The sequence below is a fragment of the Halomonas elongata DSM 2581 genome (assembly GCF_000196875.2).
Lineage (GTDB): Bacteria > Pseudomonadota > Gammaproteobacteria > Pseudomonadales > Halomonadaceae > Halomonas > Halomonas elongata.
The window spans coordinates 1,495,976-1,513,374 of record NC_014532.2 but is presented as its reverse complement, the minus strand read 5'-3'; the positions used below and the strand labels follow the sequence as shown (position 1 = coordinate 1,513,374).

At 63.4% G+C, this 17,399-nt stretch carries 18 protein-coding genes; 13 read left to right on the top strand and 5 right to left on the bottom strand.

Going from position 1 to position 17,399, the window contains the following annotated elements; translation table 11 throughout:
- Positions 1 to 243: 243 nt before the first annotated feature.
- The 3 genes from HELO_RS07245 to yejK all read left to right on the top strand — a co-directional run bounded on the left by HELO_RS07245 (position 244) and on the right by yejK (position 3,050).
- Positions 244 to 1,194, top strand: a complete 951-nt coding sequence (locus HELO_RS07245) for an ABC transporter ATP-binding protein (protein ID WP_013332077.1) — start codon at positions 244 to 246, stop codon at positions 1,192 to 1,194.
- Positions 1,191 to 1,952, top strand: coding sequence for an ABC transporter permease (locus tag HELO_RS07240; RefSeq protein ID WP_013332076.1), 762 nt, complete (start codon positions 1,191 to 1,193; stop codon positions 1,950 to 1,952). The genes HELO_RS07245 and HELO_RS07240 overlap by 4 nt, the downstream gene beginning before the upstream one ends.
- 102 nt (positions 1,953 to 2,054) lie before the next feature.
- Positions 2,055 to 3,050: a nucleoid-associated protein YejK gene (gene yejK, locus HELO_RS07235; protein WP_013332075.1), complete on the top strand. Its 996-nt coding sequence runs from the start codon at positions 2,055 to 2,057 to the stop codon at positions 3,048 to 3,050.
- Between the two features lie 193 nt (positions 3,051 to 3,243).
- On the opposite strand, the gene HELO_RS07230 is transcribed toward yejK, so the two are convergent.
- On the bottom strand, positions 3,244 to 3,882 hold the full coding sequence (locus tag HELO_RS07230; RefSeq protein WP_041601986.1) for a LysE family translocator: 639 nt from the start codon (positions 3,880 to 3,882) through the stop codon (positions 3,244 to 3,246).
- A 486-nt stretch (positions 3,883 to 4,368) separates the two neighbouring features.
- Between HELO_RS07230 and HELO_RS07225 the strand changes: the two genes are divergently transcribed.
- The 6 genes from HELO_RS07225 (at position 4,369) to HELO_RS07200 (ending at position 9,721) form a co-directional block, all read left to right on the top strand.
- Positions 4,369 to 5,250 carry an NAD(P)-dependent oxidoreductase gene (locus HELO_RS07225; RefSeq protein ID WP_013332073.1) on the top strand — a complete coding sequence of 294 codons (882 nt, stop codon included), beginning with the start codon at positions 4,369 to 4,371 and terminating at the stop codon, positions 5,248 to 5,250.
- Between the two features lie 68 nt (positions 5,251 to 5,318).
- Entirely contained in the window at positions 5,319 to 6,164 is an 846-nt protein-coding gene (locus HELO_RS07220; RefSeq protein WP_013332072.1) for an AAA family ATPase, read from the top strand.
- Positions 6,165 to 6,170: 6 nt separating this feature from the next.
- Positions 6,171 to 7,349: a vWA domain-containing protein gene (locus HELO_RS07215; RefSeq protein ID WP_013332071.1), complete on the top strand. Its 1,179-nt coding sequence runs from the start codon at positions 6,171 to 6,173 to the stop codon at positions 7,347 to 7,349.
- Positions 7,350 to 7,447: 98 nt separating this feature from the next.
- Positions 7,448 to 8,089: a hypothetical protein gene (locus tag HELO_RS07210; RefSeq protein WP_013332070.1), complete on the top strand. Its 642-nt coding sequence runs from the start codon at positions 7,448 to 7,450 to the stop codon at positions 8,087 to 8,089.
- Positions 8,086 to 8,829, top strand: coding sequence for a DUF3307 domain-containing protein (locus HELO_RS07205; RefSeq protein ID WP_013332069.1), 744 nt, complete (start codon positions 8,086 to 8,088; stop codon positions 8,827 to 8,829). Before HELO_RS07210 ends, HELO_RS07205 begins: the two co-directional genes overlap by 4 nt.
- Before the next feature lie 7 nt (positions 8,830 to 8,836).
- A complete protein-coding gene (locus HELO_RS07200) occupies positions 8,837 to 9,721 on the top strand; it encodes an N-acetylmuramoyl-L-alanine amidase (RefSeq protein ID WP_013332068.1) in 885 nt (294 codons plus the stop codon).
- On the opposite strand, the gene HELO_RS07195 is transcribed toward HELO_RS07200, so the two are convergent.
- Positions 9,711 to 10,286 (bottom strand): helix-turn-helix domain-containing protein, encoded by a 576-nt coding sequence (locus HELO_RS07195; RefSeq protein ID WP_013332067.1) that lies wholly within the window; start codon positions 10,284 to 10,286, stop codon positions 9,711 to 9,713. The two genes, HELO_RS07200 and HELO_RS07195, sit on opposite strands and share 11 nt — an antisense overlap.
- Positions 10,287 to 10,593: 307 nt before the next feature.
- On the opposite strand from HELO_RS07195, the gene HELO_RS07190 reads away from it, so the two are divergent.
- The 4 genes from HELO_RS07190 (at position 10,594) to HELO_RS07175 (ending at position 15,250) form a co-directional block, all read left to right on the top strand.
- Positions 10,594 to 11,787: a benzoate/H(+) symporter BenE family transporter gene (locus HELO_RS07190; RefSeq protein WP_013332066.1), complete on the top strand. Its 1,194-nt coding sequence runs from the start codon at positions 10,594 to 10,596 to the stop codon at positions 11,785 to 11,787.
- A gap of 133 nt (positions 11,788 to 11,920) precedes the next feature.
- On the top strand, positions 11,921 to 12,517 hold the full coding sequence (locus HELO_RS07185) for a GNAT family N-acetyltransferase (protein WP_013332065.1): 597 nt from the start codon (positions 11,921 to 11,923) through the stop codon (positions 12,515 to 12,517).
- Positions 12,514 to 13,416 (top strand): carbon-nitrogen hydrolase family protein, encoded by a 903-nt coding sequence (locus tag HELO_RS07180; protein WP_013332064.1) that lies wholly within the window; start codon positions 12,514 to 12,516, stop codon positions 13,414 to 13,416. The genes HELO_RS07185 and HELO_RS07180 overlap by 4 nt, the downstream gene beginning before the upstream one ends.
- A gap of 112 nt (positions 13,417 to 13,528) precedes the next feature.
- Positions 13,529 to 15,250, top strand: coding sequence for a proline--tRNA ligase (locus HELO_RS07175; protein ID WP_013332063.1), 1,722 nt, complete (start codon positions 13,529 to 13,531; stop codon positions 15,248 to 15,250).
- Positions 15,251 to 15,399: 149 nt separating this feature from the next.
- Here HELO_RS07175 and HELO_RS07170 read toward each other — a convergent pair whose 3' ends face one another.
- From HELO_RS07170 to HELO_RS07160, 3 genes are all read right to left on the bottom strand, one after another.
- Positions 15,400 to 15,807: a cytidine deaminase gene (locus tag HELO_RS07170; protein WP_109637381.1), complete on the bottom strand. Its 408-nt coding sequence runs from the start codon at positions 15,805 to 15,807 to the stop codon at positions 15,400 to 15,402.
- Positions 15,808 to 15,869: 62 nt separating this feature from the next.
- Positions 15,870 to 16,436, bottom strand: coding sequence for a GNAT family N-acetyltransferase (locus HELO_RS07165; protein WP_109637379.1), 567 nt, complete (start codon positions 16,434 to 16,436; stop codon positions 15,870 to 15,872).
- A 103-nt stretch (positions 16,437 to 16,539) separates the two neighbouring features.
- Complete coding sequence (locus HELO_RS07160) at positions 16,540 to 17,256, bottom strand: aminoglycoside nucleotidyltransferase ANT9 (RefSeq protein WP_041601985.1); 717 nt, start codon at positions 17,254 to 17,256, stop codon at positions 16,540 to 16,542.
- Positions 17,257 to 17,399 lie beyond the last annotated feature (143 nt).

The window sequence follows — 17,399 nt, the reverse complement described above, 5'->3', positions numbered from 1 at the left end:
GCGTTGACTGGCCTAAGCGTAGAAAACCGGGGGCGACAGAACCAGGCGCTTTCGCCACTCCAACCTCCCACGCCTTCGAACCGCCGATGTTGGTGGACGCGGGTGTGCAGCGACGCTTCCCGCGCTAGGATGAGACGGGTCGCCATTCACTCCATGAGGGAGTACCGATGCACAGGACAGCCAGCGCACTCCAAGCAAGTCCCGCAACACTGGGCGTGACACCAGCGACACAGGAGGTGGCCGGTGAGTGATGCCACGGTGATTCATGTCGAAGACTTGTCGAAGGTCTATGACAGCGGTTTCCAGGCCCTCAAGGGCATCGATCTCGAGATCCGGCGCGGCGAGATCTTCGCCCTGCTCGGTCCCAACGGCGCCGGCAAGACCACCCTAATCAGCGTGATCTGCGGGCTGGTCAACGCCAGCGGCGGCAAGGTGCTGGTGGATGGCCACGACAATGTCCATGACTACCGCGAGGCCCGTTCGCGCATCGGCTTGGTGCCGCAGGAGTTGACCGGCGAGGCCTTCTCCACGGTCTGGGACACGGTGAGCTTCAGCCGCGGCCTGTTCGGCAAGCCGGCCTCGCCCGGCCATGTCGAGAAGACCCTGCGCTCGCTGAGCCTCTGGGAAAAACGCCGCAACAAGTTGATCACGCTTTCCGGCGGCATGAAGCGACGCGTACTGATTGCCAAGGCACTGGCCCACGAACCGCAGATTCTCTTTCTCGACGAGCCCACCGCCGGTGTCGACGTCGAACTGCGCCGCGACATGTGGGAGGTGGTGAGGGGCCTGCGCGAGAACGGCGTGACCATCATCCTCACCACCCACTACATCGAAGAAGCCGAAGAGATGGCCGACCGCATCGGCGTGATCCGTGCCGGCGAACTGGTACTGGTGGAGGAAAAGCGCGAACTGATGCGCAAGCTCGGCAGCAAGGCGTTGACGCTGCACCTCAGCGAGCCGCTGACACGCATCCCCGACACCCTCGCCGGCCATGACCTGACCCTCGAGGAAGACGGCCACGCCCTGGTCTACACCTACGATGCCGCGCGCCAGGCAGAGGGAGAGGACGAGCCCGCAGGCATCGCCGAGTTGCTGGCCGACCTGGAAGCCGCCGGCATTCACTTCAAGGATCTCCACACTCGGCAGAGTTCCCTCGAGGAGATCTTCGTCAGCCTGGTCCGGGAGGACGCATGAACCTGAGATCCGTGAAGACTATCTACGTCGCCGAGATGGCGCGCAGCCTGCGCACCGTGCTGCAGAGCATCGTCTCGCCGGTGATCTCGACATCGCTTTACTTCGTGGTGTTCGGCGCCGCCATCGGCACCCGCATCAGCGAAGTGGACGGCGTCAGCTACGGTGCCTTCATCGTACCCGGCCTGATCATGCTGATGCTGCTCACCCAGAGCGTTTCCAACGCCTCTTTCGGGATCTTCTTCCCACGCTTCACCGGCACCATCTACGAGATTCTCTCGGCGCCCATCTCGTATTTCGAGGTAGTGCTCGGCTTCGTCGGCGCCGCGGCCACCAAGTCGGTGATCCTGGGCCTGATCGTACTGGCCACGGCCAGCCTGTTCGTGCCCTTCACCATCGCCCATCCATTGATGATGCTGCTGTTTCTGGTGCTCACCTCCCTGACCTTCAGCCTGCTGGGCTTCATCATCGGCATCTGGGCCGACGGCTTCGAAAAGCTCCAGCTGGTGCCGCTGTTGGTGATCACGCCCCTGACGTTTCTCGGCGGCACCTTCTATTCCATCGACATGCTGCCCCCTGCCTGGCAGGTCGTGACGCTGGCCAATCCCGTGGTGTATCTGGTCAGTGGCTTCCGCTGGAGCTTCTATGGCATGGGCGATGTCAGCATCTGGGCCAGCCTCGGCATGATCGCGCTCTTCCTGGCGGTCTCGCTGGCCGTGGTGAACTGGATCTTCCGTACCGGCTATCGGCTCAAGCCCTGACGCTCGTTTTCGCCGCCGTCTACCGCTGCTCCATCGGGGCAGCCGAACCCGGGGCTCTTGCGGTATCATCGCCGCCCGTCATCCGCGAGCCGCGAGGTCCCCATGCCGATCCTGCACAGCATCATCCACCGCATCGACAAACGAGACGGCGAGAGCCCCGCCCGGGTCGTGCCCGCCTCGGGGGAACTCGAGGCCTCGGCTGCCCTCGACGAGCTGCTGGCCGGGCTCAACGACGCCTATCATGCCAAGGCCAAGAGCTGGGGACGCTTCAACGACGACACCCAGGCCAGCCTGCCCGGCCATCTGAAGCGCTACCTGGACGACGAACTCGATTTCACCGAACTGACCCACGAACTGGCCCATGCCATCGCCCCCCTGGTCGACGATCACCTGCCGCTGGGCGGCCACCTGCTGGTCGTCGATCATCGCCAGGGCGAAGCGCGCTACCTGATCATGGCGCTGCTTCACCACCGCGAGGGCTTCGGTATCGGCGAGCAACTGGAGATCGTGCCCAGCCGGCAACTCAACCTCTCCCAGATGACACTCGGCGCGCGCCTCGATATCGGCCAGTGGCACTCCGGCAGCGCCTCTCACCCCTATCTGTCCTACACGCGCGATCGCGGTGGCCGCAAGCTCGCCGACGCTTTCGCCGAGGTGCTGGGCGCCAGCGAATCGCTCGATGCCTCCCAGGAAACGCGCACCCTGCTCAAGGCCTTCAGCGACTACGTGGAAAACGAGGACCTGCCGGAGGAAACCAGCCGCGAGAAGACCGACGCCCTGATCGACTACGCCAGCGACCAGGCCAGCCGTGGCGAGCCGATGACGCTGGAGGAACTCTCCGAGCTGGTCGACGAGCAGCAGCCGAAGGCCTTCTACGAGCACATCCGCAACAGCGATTACGGCCTGGCACCCGAGATTCCCCCGGACAAGCGAACCCTCAAGGCCTTCAAGCGCTTCACGGGACGCGCGGCCGGCGTTTCGATCAGCTTCGACTCCCACCTGCTCGGCGCCGCCGTGGAATACGACGAGGAAAACGACCGGCTGATCATCAAGCAGGTGCCCACCGGACTGCGCAAGCAATTGCGGAAAGAAGAGTAACAACGGGCCAATGGCGTTATTCATTGCGACGCCAAGCGGCCACTCTCTTGGGAAGCGCTGATTTATGTTGCGAGCGAAGATAGGTTGGCTGCTGCCGGAACGGAGATACCGGAGTTTACACGCCAGTAAATGAGGATATTGAGTACCGCCAGCAGCCAAGATATCGAGCGCAGCAATAAATCAGCGTTTCCCCCTAGCGCTCGCTCAGCGCCAACTTCACCCCCAACAGCACGAACAGGCCACCCAGCCCCTTCTCCAGCCAGGCGCCGAGTCGCCGATGGCCGCTCATGGCACGCGCCAGCCGAGCGCCGAGGAACACCAGCGGCGGCTCGATCACTGCCGCCACCAGGATGATCAGGGCGCCGTGCAGGGCCAGTTGCAGGGCGGCGGGACCGGCCCCGGGCACCACGAACTGGGGCAGAAAAGCCAGGAAGAATATCGCCACCTTGGGGTTGAGTGCCGACACCAGGATGCCCTGACGGAAGATGGCCCCTGAACGAGGCGTGCTCGGCACGCTGACGCTGGATGCCGCTTCGGCCCCGCGACGCAACAGGATCTGCAGCCCCAGCCACACCAGGTAGGCCGCGCCGATCCATTTCACCAGCGAGAACGCCAGTGCCGAGGTGGCAAGCACTGCCGAGAGTCCCAACGCCGCCATGCCCACATGCAGCGCGGCACCGCTCCAGACCCCGAACATGGCGGCGACACCGCCACGCCGACCGTGCCTGGCAGTCTGTCCGAGAATGAACGCCATATCAGGGCCCGGCGACAGATTCAGCAGAACCGCGGCGGAGAGGAAGGTCATCCAATGGGCCAGCGAATAGGTCAGCATGATGACGGGCTCCTTGTCACTGTGACGACGATGGGGAGAACATATCAAGACTATCGCCGTTAAGCCGGAAAGGCGACGCCGGTTCAACTGCCCTGCCATGAGGCATGCAGACGCTCGACGGTAACCAACTGGTGCAGCCCGACATGAAAGCGGCGGCCCAAGAAATGGGCCGCCGCATGACGAAATCCTCAACTTTTTGTTTTTGTTCTACTTTTTTTATACAGGCATGATTTTCGGATAGCAAAGGACGTGAGCTGGCGTGCTCCACTTGTCCCCTTCGGGGGACATTTTTTTTGTTGGGCCCCCGAGGTCCACCGACATGCCTGTCGTGATCTCGTTGTTTGCGCTCATGAAACGTCATTCGACACGCCGCGACAATCCGACCTTGGTTGCACGTACTCGATTCGCGATGCTCATACGATTTGATGGAAATGGATTCCATGAAGCATTCTAGGCATCGGAAACGCCACAACGGAGTCTTTTCCCATGCCCCACTCCCGCCTCGGTTTCATCGGTATCGGCCTGATGGGCGATCCCATGTCACGGCGCCTGAGCGACGCCGGCTTCGATGTCACCCTCTGGAACCGCTCGCCCGAGAAAGCCGCCGCCGTGGCTGCCGACAGCAGCGCACGGCTTGCCGACGACGTCGCCTCGCTGATCCAGAGCGTCGATGTGATCATGTTGTGCCTGGCCAACACCGAGGTCGTGCAGGAGCTCGTGTTCGGTCCCGATGGCCTGGCCGAGCATGGGCGGCAGGGTCAGCTGGTGATCGACCTGTCCAGCAGCGACCCCGACGCCACCCGGCACATGGCCGCGACACTCGCCAAACGCCGAGGAATGCGCTGGGTGGATGCTCCCGTCTCCGGCGGTGTGGTCGGTGCCGAGGCCGGCACGCTCGCCATCATGTGCGGCGGGGAGAACCACGACATTGACGCCGCCCGCCCCCTGCTCGAACCGCTCGCCGCGCGCATCACGCACATGGGCCCGGTGGGCAGCGGCCAGGTGACCAAGCTCTGCAACCAGATGATCGTCGGCTGTCAGGCGGCGGTGATTGCCGAAGCCGTGGCCCTGGCTGAGACCAGCGGCGTCGATGCCTCGCGGCTCACCGAAGCCCTGGCCGGCGGCTTCGCCGACTCCACGCCGCTGCGCATCCTCGCCCCGCGCATGGCCGCCAGCGACTTCGCGTCGCCGCCCTGGCACCTGCGTACCCTGCTCAAGGACCTGGACATGGCCGTGACCCAGGGCGGCCGCACCCTCAGCGCCACGCCAATGAGCGGCCTGGCCGCCCAGTTGATGCGGGCCCATGCCGCCCATGGCCACGGCGAGAGCGATCCGGCCACGCTGGTCGAGACCTATCGCCAAGCCTGACACCGCGGGTGATTGTCGGCGCAGGCAGCCTTACGTACACTCGTTTGAATACATACACGAGGCGATTCATGGCATTCGACAGCAGCTCGACCTATGTGGCCACCGAGGCCTTGAAGCAGGCGGTCAACGCCGCCGTCACCCTGCAGCGCCCCCTGCTGATCAAGGGCGAACCGGGCACCGGCAAGACGCTGCTGGCCGAGGAACTGGCAGCATCACTGGATACGCGACTGATCACCTGGCACATCAAGTCGACCACCAAGGCCGCCCAGGGGCTCTACGAATACGACGCCGTCAGCCGGCTGCGGGATTCGCAACTGGGCATCGAAGGCGTGGAGAACGTGGCCAACTACCTGCATCCCGGCAAGCTGTGGGAAGCCTTCACCAGCGACGAGCGGGTGGTTCTGCTGATCGACGAGATCGACAAGGCCGACATCGAGTTCCCCAACGACCTGCTCCAGGAACTCGACCGCATGGAGTTCCACGTCTATGAAACCGGCGAGACCATTCGTGCCCGTCATCGCCCGGTGGTGGTGATCACGTCCAACAACGAGAAGGAACTGCCCGACGCCTTCCTGCGTCGCTGCTTCTTCCATTACATCGACTTTCCCGACAAGCAGACGATGCAGGACATCGTCGACGTGCACTTCCCCGAGATCGCGCCACGCCTCGTCGGCCAGGCCCTGGAGGTGTTCTTCGAGCTGCGCGAGGCCCCGGGGCTCAAGAAGAAGCCCTCCACCTCCGAGCTGGTCGACTGGCTTAAGCTGCTGATGGCCGACGAACTGGCCCAGGAAGCGCTCTACCAACGCGACCCTGCGCGCGCCCTTCCCCCGCTGGCCGGCGCCCTGGTCAAGAACGAGCAGGATACCCAGCTGCTCGAGCGGCTGGCCTTCATGATGCGTCGGCAAAGGCGCTGATCCGCCATGTTCATCGGTTTGTTCGAGACCCTGCGGCGCTTCGAGGTCCCGGTGTCGCTGCGCGAGTTGCTCGACCTGCACGCGGCGGTCGAGCAAGGCGTGGTTTTTGCCGACCTCCAGGAGTTCTACCACCTGGCCCGCACCGTGCTAATCAAGGACGAGCGCCATTTCGATCGCTTCGACCGGGCGTTTTCCGCCTGGTTCGAGGGTCTGGAGGACCTGGACGCAGGCATCGAGGCGCTGATTCCCGATGACTGGCTGCGTCGCGAATTCGAAAAGCAGCTCAGCGAGGAGGAGAAGGCGCGGATCGAATCGCTGGGCGGACTCGAGTCATTGATCGAGACCTTCAAGCGCCGACTCGAAGAGCAGCAGGAACGCCATGCCGGCGGCAACAAGTGGATCGGCACCGGCGGCACCAGTCCCTTCGGCGCTTACGGCTACAACCCCGAGGGCATTCGCATCGGCCAGGATGGTTCGCGGCATCGCCGGGCGGCGAAGGTCTGGGACGAACGGCGCTTTCGCGACTACGATGCCGACCGCGAGCTCGGTACCCGCAATATCAAGATGGCATTGCGCCGCCTGCGTCGCTTCGCCCGCCAGGGTGCGGCGGCGGAATTCGATGTCGACGCCACCATCCGCGCCACCGCCCGGGATGGTGGCCTGCTCAATGTCCAAATGCGCCCCGAGCGCCGCAATGCCGTGAAGGTCCTGCTGCTGCTCGATGTCGGCGGTTCCATGGACGATCACATCCGTACCTGCGAGACACTGTTCTCCGCCGCCCGCGCCGAGTTCAAGCACCTCGAGCACTTCTATTTCCACAACTGCCCTTACGAAGGGCTGTGGCGGGACAACGCCAGGCGTGTTCGCGAACGCATGCCCACCCGGGACATCCTCAACACCTACGGCGCCGACTATCAGGTGGTGATCGTCGGCGACGCCGCCATGTCGCCCTACGAGATCACCCATCCGGGAGGCAGTGTCGAGCATTTCAACGAGGAAGCCGGCGCGGTATGGCTGTCGCGACTGGTCCAGGCCTTTCCCAAGCTCGTCTGGCTCAATCCCATGCCGCATCGTTTCTGGGAGTTCACCCACTCCACCCAATTGATCCGCGAATTGATCGAGGATCGCATGTACCCCATGACGCTGAGCGGGCTGGAAGACGCCATGACGGAACTGGCTCGTTGACTGACGACCGTTAATAGCCCTTTATGGCTATAAAATAAGAATATAGCCTTTTTGAGCTATAAAGTGGAAAAATAGCGTTTATTGGCTATACTCCACCCATGACGCAACCCATAGCCGTCCTCACGGGCGATATCATCGATTCACGCCGCATCGCCGACAGTCAGCACCTGCATGGCGTGCTCGACGACGCCCTCGACCACCTGGCCTCGCACCACGGCGGCCGCTATGAGCGCTTTCGCGGCGACGGTTTCCAGCTTGCCGTGCCGCACGCCGAAGCCGCCCTGGAGATCGCCGTGGCACTGCGCGCCTATCTCATCATGCACGGCGAGACGCGCCGCTGGGACGCTCGCGTCGCCGTCGCGGTCGGTCAGGACACCTGGCAGCCCGACACGGCCCTGGCGGCCGCCGACGGCCCGGTCTTCGTGACCTCGGGCCAGTGCCTCGATGCCCTGGACGACGATGCCCACCTCGCCCTCTCGCTGGTCGATGCGCCCGAGGATGCCGGTCTCGACCTGCTGATCCGCTACGTCGACGAATTGATCGAGGGCTGGTCCCGGCACGCCGCCGAAATCATTCACCTGCGGCTCTGGCACGACGAATCGCAGCAGGCACTGGCCGAACGCCTGGGCATCCGCCAACCCAGCGTCCACAAGCGTCTGCGTACCGCACGCTGGACGCTGCTGGCCGACACTCTGGCCTTCTTTCGTTCACGCTTGGCCATGGAGGGCCCGTCATCATGAGCGCCGCGACCACCGCCACCCTGCTCGGCATGCTGCTGGTGCATCTGGCCGGCGATTTCCTGCTGCAGCCTCGCCGCTGGGTGGACTCGCGCCAGCAGCACAAGGCACGCTCGGCATCGCTCTATCTGCATGCCGGCCTGCATGGCGTACTGATTCTGCTGGTCCTGCTGCTGGCCGGGGCCAGCACCGTCTTCGCCGCGACCGGCGCCCTGGTGGTGGCGGCGAGCCACTGGCTGATCGATCTGGGCAAGTCGCACCTCGACCCCGGCAAGCTGCACTGGTTCCTGCTCGACCAGGCCCTGCACCTGCTGATACTGCTCGGCCTGTGGCTGGTCTGGGTCGATGGCACGGCTCCGCTGACGGCCGCCCTGGCGTGGTTCACCCATCCCGACACCCTGGGCCTGTTGCTCACCTACCTGCTGGTCACGCGCCCCATGTCGCTGGCCATCGCGCTCGCCCTGCGCCCCTGGAGCCAGGACGTCGTCGACCCCGGCACTCTGGTCGCCGCCGGCGCCCGCATCGGCATTCTCGAACGCCTGCTGGTGCTGACCCTGGTGCTTCAGGACGAACTGGCCGCCGTCGGCTTTCTGCTGACCGCCAAGTCGGTGCTGCGCTATGGCGACCTGCGCGAGCGCAAGGACCGCAAGCTCACCGAATACGTCCTGCTGGGCACGCTGCTGAGCATCTCCCTGACCCTGGTGCTCGGCCTGCTGGCGCGTTCGCTGTTCTGGGGTGGATGAGGTCACGATGACCAAACACTGGCGATTGGGAGCCCTGCCGTTGAGCGCTCTTGTGTTGAGCGCGCTGCTGGCGGGCTGCACCTCTCTGGAGTCCCGCGACGGCTACCGCGTCGACCACGGGCACCCGTCATCCGCCCATGACAGCCGGGTTAGCCAGTTGATTCTCCATTACACCCACGAGGACGAGGCGACGTCGCTGTCGATCCTGACCGGCCCTCGGGTGAGCAGCCATTACCTGCTGCCGGTGCCGGCGCGGCAAGGCGAGCAGCGCGTCTATCAGCTCGTCGACGAATCACGGCGGGCCTGGCATGCCGGGGCCAGTCACTGGCGCGGCCAGAGCGGTCTCAATGCCACCTCCATCGGCATCGAGATCGTCAATGCCGGTCCCGAACGCGGTGCCGACCAGCCGCGCTGGGCACCCTATCCCGACGCCCAGATCGACACCCTGATCGCCCTGCTCCGCGATATCGCGGCACGCCACGACATCGCGCCCGACGACATCCTGGGCCATGCCGATGTTGCCCCCGAACGCAAGGTCGACCCGGGGCCGGCCTTTCCCTGGAAGCGGCTGCACGAGGCAGGCATCGGTGCCTGGCCCGATACCGACGAGGTAGCCCATTACCGTCGACGCTTCGCCACGCGACCGCCCGACCTGACCACCTTCCAGCAGGCGCTGGCCGAATGGGGCTATACGCTACCCGCGAGTGGCAGGCTCGACGAGCGCACCCGGGCCGTGCTGCGCGCCTTCCAGATGCATTTCCGTCCGGCCGATTACCGCGGACGTCCCGATATCGAAAGCGCCGCCCGCTTGTGGGCCCTGCTGGCGAAGTACCGTCCCGAGGCCCTGGCCCGGTTGGAATCGCAGGAGCAAGCAGCGGAGCTCAGTCGTTGAGCGACTCGATATCGCGCGGATAGTGGATCACATTGTGAAAGCGGGTCGGCGTCGTGGCGGCATTGCGATAGGCGTGGGGACGATCGGCGGCGAAGCGCAGCCCCTCTCCCGTTTCCAGGCGCTGCCAGTCGTCGTCCAGGCGCATCTCGAGGGCCCCTTCGATCACCACCAGATGCTCCACCACGCCCGGCGCATGAGGCGCCGACTCGCTGATCGCGCCCGGTGCCAGGGTGATCACGAACAGCTCGAAGCCCAGCAGCGGATCGAAGGGAAACAACGGCTCCACCTGCATGCCGGCGGCATCCTCGCCCCACACGGTCTCGGCGCCGTGGCGCACCCTCTCCGACGGCGCCGAACCGCCACCCAGCAGGCCGGAAAATGATACCCGAAACCCGCTGGCGAGCTTCCAAAGGGTGGCCACCGTGGGGCTCGACTCGCCGCGCTCGATCTGCCCCAGCATGGCCTTGCTGACGCCGGTTTCCCGCGCCGTGCGATCCAGGCTCCAGCCGCGCTGCTCGCGCAGCGCCCTGAGCGTGGCGGCGATGTGTCGCGAAATATCCTCCATGCGACGCCGATCCTCCTCCGAGACATTCGCAACTTCGACTCGCCCGCGGCGATCTCCACGAGCCCTGCCGCGGATTGTACGCGATAACGCACGATGCTATCTTGCCGAACTTGCCAAGAATGTGCGCTATAACGCACAACCATTCAGGAGATGCTGAATAAGTCGCCGAGCATAGTGAAGCTCAAGGAGCACGGAGCACAGAAAGCGAGACATAACTGATAGTTAGGCGAGCTTTCGAGTACCGCGCGACACAGCGATTTGCATGCGCAGGCATTTATTCAGAGCCTCCTCCACGGGAGACCACACCATGTCCAGCAAACCCTCGGCAAGCCGCCTTGCTGCGCCGCTCGGTGATATCACGCTCTCCACCCTCACGGCGGGGTTCATCGCCGTGCTGATCGGCTACACCAGTTCGGCGGTGATCATCTTCCAGGCCGCCGAGGCGGCCGGCGCCAGTCAGGCACAGATCGGCTCCTGGATGTGGGCGCTGGGCATCGGCTCGGGACTGACCACCATCGTCTTCTCGTGGCGCTACCGCATGCCGCTGCTCACCGCCTGGTCGACGCCCGGCGCCGCCCTGCTGGCCACCAGCCTGCCCGGCGTGGCCATGAGCGATGCCGTCGGCGCCTTTCTCTTCTCGGCGCTGTTGATCACCCTGTGCGGCGTGACCGGCCTGTTCGAACGCCTGATGCACCGCCTGCCCCGCGCCCTGGCCTCGGCACTGCTGGCCGGCGTGCTGCTGCGCTTCGGGCTCGACCTGTTCATGGCCATGGAACGCAACCTGAGCCTGCCGCTGGCCATGTGTGTCGCCTATCTCGCCGGCAAGCGCTTCTGGCCGCGCTACGCCATCCCGATGGTGCTGGCCGTCGGCATCGCCATGGCCCTGTTCGAGGGCTCGCTGCATCTGGGCGAAGTCACGCCGGCCCTGGCCAGCCCGGATTTCATCATGCCCAGCTTTTCGCTCTCCGCGATAATCGGCGTGGGCGTGCCTCTGTTCGTGGTCACCATGGCCTCCCAGAATTTGCCCGGCATCGCTGCCATCCGCGCCGCCGGCTATGCCCCACCGATCTCGCCATTGATCGGCGGCACCGGTATCACGACCCTGGCCCTGGCCCCGTTCGGCGGTTTCGCGCTCAACCTGGCGGCGATCAGCGCGGCGGTCTGCCAAGGGCCCGAGGCCCACGCCGATCCCGAGCGCCGCTACACCGCCGGCCTCGCCGCCGGCGGCTTCTATCTGCTGCTCGGCCTGTTCGGCGCCACCGTCACTTCGCTGTTCGCCGCCTTCCCGGCCGAACTGGTGATGGCCGTGGCCGGCCTCGCCCTGCTGCCGACCCTCGGCGGGGGCCTGGCCGACGCCCTGGGTAACACCGAGCATCGCGACGCCGCCCTGGTCACGTTCCTCATCACCGCCTCGGGCATCAGCCTGGCCGGCATCGGCGCCGCCTTCTGGGGACTGGTGGGTGGCCTCGTCACCCTCTGGGTGCTGCGCCGTCGAGCCTGAGAGGCGTCGCCGACTCGGCAGAAAACGTCGCCGTGGCGATGGGCAGCCCGACACTGGCCTGATAGGGTCATGACATGAACGAAGCGCTGACGCGCCGTCTGACCGATCCCCGACATCGTCGACGAGAAACGCCATGCCGACACCGCAACTGACGACTTGCCAAGGGGCGGAAATCGTCCCGTATCTTGAAGCGCTGGCGGATCTGCGTATCCGCGTCTTCCGCGACTACCCCTATCTGTACGACGGCGACCCGGCCTATGAAGCCGACTATCTCAAGCGTTACGCCGACAACCCGCGCAGCCTCTTCGTGCTGGCCCTGGACGGCGAACGCCTGATCGGCGCCGCCACTGCCCAGCCCCTGGCCGACGAGCTGGAAGAGTTCCGCGCCCCCTTCGAGAAGGCCGGCTACCGGGTCGAAGACGTTTTCTATTACGGCGAATCGGTCCTGCTCCCCGGTTATCGCGGCGCCGGCCTCGGCCACGCCTTCATGGATGCCCGGGAGCGCCACGCCGCCGAGGCCGGCTTCGCCTGGGTGGCCTTCTGCGCCGTGGAGCGGCCGGACGACCACCCGCGTCGCCCAGCCGATTATCGTCCCCTGCACGATTTCTGGCAGGGCCGGGGCTACCGGCGTATCCCGGAACTCGCCACGAGCTTCAGTTGGAAGGACCTCGACGACACCGAGGAAACCGCCAAGCCCATGGTGTTCTGGCTGCGGGAGACCCCGGCATGAGCAACGCCATTCTCAGCGTGGCCACCGCCCAGTATCCCATCGAGGCTCTCGAGGATATGGCGGCATTCCGCACCAAGGCGGCCCGCTGGGTGCACGATGCCGCCAGCCGGGGCGCCGAGCTGCTGGTGTTCCCGGAATACGGCGGCATGGAGTTGACCTCCTTGCTGCCCGAGGCCGAACGCGACGACCTCCAGGCGCAGTTGCATGGCCTGCAGCCCTGGCGCGAGGCCTTCCACGACACCTGGCGTGAGCTCGCCATCACCCATGGCGTGACACTGCTCGCCCCCTCCCTGCCCTGGCAGCGCGAGGACGGCCGTTTCGTCAATCGTGCCTGGCTGTTCACTCCAGGCGGCGATGCCGACTTCCAGGACAAGCAGCTCATGACGCGTTTCGAGACCAACGAATGGGGCATTTCCCCGGGAGATGGCCTGCGCGTGTTCGATACCCCGGCGGGACGCCTCGGCGTCCTGATCTGCTACGACAGTGAATTCCCGCTGCTGGCACGGGCATTGATCGAGGCCGGGGCCGAACTGCTGCTGGTGCCGAGTTGCACCGACACCCAGGCCGGCTACCAGCGCGTCAGGCTCAGCGCCCAGGCACGGGCCATTGAGCAACAGGTGGCGGTGATCCACTCGCCCACCGTCGGCGAGGCACTGTGGTCACCGGCCGTGGATATCAACATCGGCCATGCCGCCGTCTACACGCCCTGCGACCGCGGCTTTCCGCCGGACGGCATCCTGGTGAAGAGCCACGACGCCACCCCGGGCTGGCAATTCGCCACCCTCGATCTCGAGGCGATCGCCGCCCTGCGCGAGCGAGGCCAGGTCGACAACCACGCCGACTGGGAGCGACAGCTCGAACGGCTCGGGTCTGGCGTCGAGCCGCGCCGGTTGATCTAAGTCCGAGCTTTTGCCGCCGATCCCGCCACACCGTACAATGCCCTGATATCCCGCCCAGCGCGGCTTCATTCATGCTCAAGACAAGCCCCAGACCCGAGGTGACCCAGGACTCATGCGCGCCAGTCAACTTCTGATAGCCACCCTGAAGGAAACCCCCGCCGACGCCGACATCGTCAGTCATCAACTGATGCTGCGCGCCGGCATGATTCGCCGCCTCAATGCGGGACTCTATACCTGGCTGCCACTGGGGCTGCGCACGCTCCGCAAGGTCGAAAACATCGTCCGCGAGGAGATGAACCGCGCCGGCGCCCAGGAAGTGCTGATGCCCGCGATCCAGCCGGCGGAGCTCTGGCAGGAATCCGGCCGCTGGGACCAGTACGGCAACCTGCTGCTGCGTATCCGCGACCGTCATGATCGCGACTTCTGCTATGGCCCGACCCACGAAGAAGTCATCACCGATCTGGTGCGCAACGAGCTGCGCTCCTACAAGCAGGTGCCGTCCAACTTCTACCAGATCCAGACCAAGTTCCGCGACGAGACCCGCCCGCGCTTCGGGGTGATGCGCGCCCGCGAGTTCATCATGAAGGACGCCTACTCCTTCGATGTCGACCAGGCCGGCCTGCAGCGTTCCTACGACGCCATGTACGACGCCTATGTGCGCATCTTCACGCGCCTCGGGCTGGACTTCCGCGCCGTCGAGGCCGACAACGGCGATATCGGCGGCTCCGGTTCCCATGAATTCCAGGTACTGGCCGACTCCGGCGAGGACGCGGTGGTCTTTTCCACCTCATCCGACTACGCCGCCAATATCGAGAAGGCGGAGGCACTGCCCGCACCGCTCGGCGAGACACCCGAGCGCCCGGCGCCCCAGGAAGAACTGCGCCTGGTCGACACGCCGAACGCGCGCACCATCGCCACCCTCGTCGAGCAGCATGGCCTGCCCATCGAGAAGACCATCAAGACGCTGATGGTGCACGGCGCCGAAGGCGGGCTGGTCGCCCTGCTGGTGCGTGGCGACCACGAGCTCAACGAGGTCAAGGCCGAGAATCTCCCCGAGATCGCCGCTCCCCTGACCATGGCCAGCGAGGAAGAGATTCGCGCGGTAGTGGGTGCCGGCCCCGGCTCGCTCGGCCCGGTGAACCTCGAGATGCCGCTGATCATCGACCGCAGCGTGGCGCTGATGAGCGACTTCGGCGCCGGCGCCAACGTCGACGGCAAGCACTACTTCGGCATCAACTGGGAACGCGACGTCGCCCTGCCCAAGGTCGCCGACCTGCGCAACGTGGTCGAGGGCGACCCCTCGCCGGACGGCCAGGGCACACTCTCCATCGCCCGCGGCATCGAGGTCGGCCACGTCTTCCAGCTCGGCACCAAGTATTCCACGGCGATGAACGCCACCGTGCTCGACGACAACGGCCAGGCCGTGCCCCTGCTGATGGGCTGCTACGGCATCGGCGTGACCCGGGTCGTCGCCGCCGCCATCGAGCAGAACCACGACGACGCCGGCATCATCTGGCCCGACGCCATCGCCCCCTTCAACGTCGCCCTGGTGCCGATGAACGCCCACAAATCGCAGCGCGTGCGCGACGAGAGCGAACGCCTCTACCAGGCGCTCTCCGACGCCGGGCTCGACGTCCTGCTCGACGACCGCGACCTGCGCCCCGGCGTGCGCTTCGCCGACCAGGAACTGATGGGCATTCCCCACCGCATCGTGATCGGCGACCGCAGCCTCGACAAGGGCGAACTGGAATACAAGGGCCGCCGCGACAGCGAAGCCACCATGATCCCCATCGACGACGTCATCGCCTTCCTGCGCGAGAAAATCGGCGGCTGAGGCATATCACCTGCGATAAACCATAAAAAACCCCACCAGGCTTCGAGAAACTCTCAAGCCTGGTGGGGTTGGATTGTTAGGTAAGGAAAGCAGTGCTTTATCGGTGTTTGTGAGAACGCCTACGGCAGTGCCCAAGTTTCCGGTGCCCGTTACAGCTCATCACCATTGACCCCTGACCAGTGAAAAGGCTGTAACTCCCTAACAGGCTTGAATATTAGCTTATTACCAATATTTGTAATGGCAACAAGTACGTCCCCACCCCAATGAACCAAGCGTTCCTGGCAGATACCACAAGGGGTCAGAATCTTGAATGTAGAGTGCTCATCATCACGATAAACACATAACGAATGGGTAACGGCTTCGTTGAACTTATGTGCTTCAAGATATGCCCCAACCTCCATACAAAGCGACAAGGCGTCATTTTTAGTATCTGGGGCTACGCTAGTCAGCAATCGCCCAGTTGAAGTCATCACAGCCGCTGCGCCACCCCACCCTTTAGGATATCGGTCCAGAACAAGGTTAACCGCAGCATTGTATAAGTCCACTTCGACGCCCATACAGGATCCCTAAAGAGCTATAACAACGGTGTGGTCATGAGCTTGTCACGCGCATTGCCTAGTTATGATGTTTGTTTGGGTGAACAGTCACTTACCAGCCTGCCGTATAACGCCGAATCGGATACAATTCCATTGACTTCCCATCGTTGCCTCAACAATCCTTCTTGAGAAAAGCCAAGTTTCTCTAATACTTTTGCTGAGGACTGATTTTCTGGATCGATTTCAGCCTCAATACGCCGTAACCTCAATGAACCGAACCCATACTGAATCAATGCCTCTCCTGCCTCACCGATATAACCTTTCCCCCAAAAGGAACGCCCTATACCAAAACCAATCTCCGCACGCTTGGATTCTTTATCGTAACTGAACAGGAGACATTTTCCCACCAGCTCGCCTGTAGATTTCAAGTATACACCGAGCACAAGTGACTCTTGACGCTTCCTTGACTCCTTGCTCTCATTGATAAAATCAAGAGAGTCCTGAATTTTGGCCCAAGGCGCAGTGTTCCAATATCGCATGACCTCTGGATCAGAAAATATTCCCATCAGGCTCTCCGAGTCATCAACCACCAAAGGCCTCAGTGTCAATCGCTCAGTTTCGATAACCGGAAAAAATAACTCTTCTGACATTCACTCCTCCATTTATTATGCCCAACGCCCACAGCACGGGAAAATTTGTAGCGCAGCAAAGCATTTTTCTCTATGTCTGTGATTGTTAGGGCTTCTCCCGCTACTAAACATTGAGGCACGCCTCAATGGACTTTCTCATATAGGAGACAAGCGCTTCGAATTCCTCCCGATTCTCTTCCCATCGGTCTTCGACCTTTCCGAGATAGCCCTCCCGAGCGTACTGCAACAACACCGAGTGCTCAGGAAGCGCTTGCTTTTCCACCCAGTGAGCCGCTGTATCCTTTGGAGCGATATCGCCCGTAGCGGCGGTCAGCCACATCCGAGACAAGGTTAGAACCACGTTACGTTCATCACCAGCTGTCTCCGCAAGGAGATTGGGTAATGAGTCACTGATTGCCATTCGGATATCAATCAGTGGCACAGGCTCGAAAACGTTTGCAGCATCGGCTCCATACAGCGGCAGGCTGTTATCAATAACCTTTTTCAGAACAATCGCAAGATCAGGGTCACGGACTGCTTCCGGGACGCTTCCGGCCTCAAACTCCTCTCGTAACCACTCACCGTATACAAATTCAGCCCGAGGGGGAAACTGCCAAGGGACAACATCAGAAACGGCTACGACTGTCAGCTCTATCGGCCTGATAGACTGTTGATTTCCGATTGTTCCGGATACGTTCATCAACTGTGCGACAAGTGCTTTCTTTTTCCAGATGGTAAGCGAATCATCAACTGCAGACCCAAAAAGATAAATGCCGATGACCGAATCACCAAGCAGCTCCTCAACGACGGACTGCGATTTTTTCGCTTCATCAGGAATCATTGAATTCAAACTCTTCTCCTCCGCCTTGGACTCTCGCCCTAACGCCAGCAGTAATGGGCATCAACGGAGTGCATCGTGGTTGGCGCCCCGTGGACCACCTTGTTAAGAGGCGATCTGCTTGTACATGATATCGACCATCACGC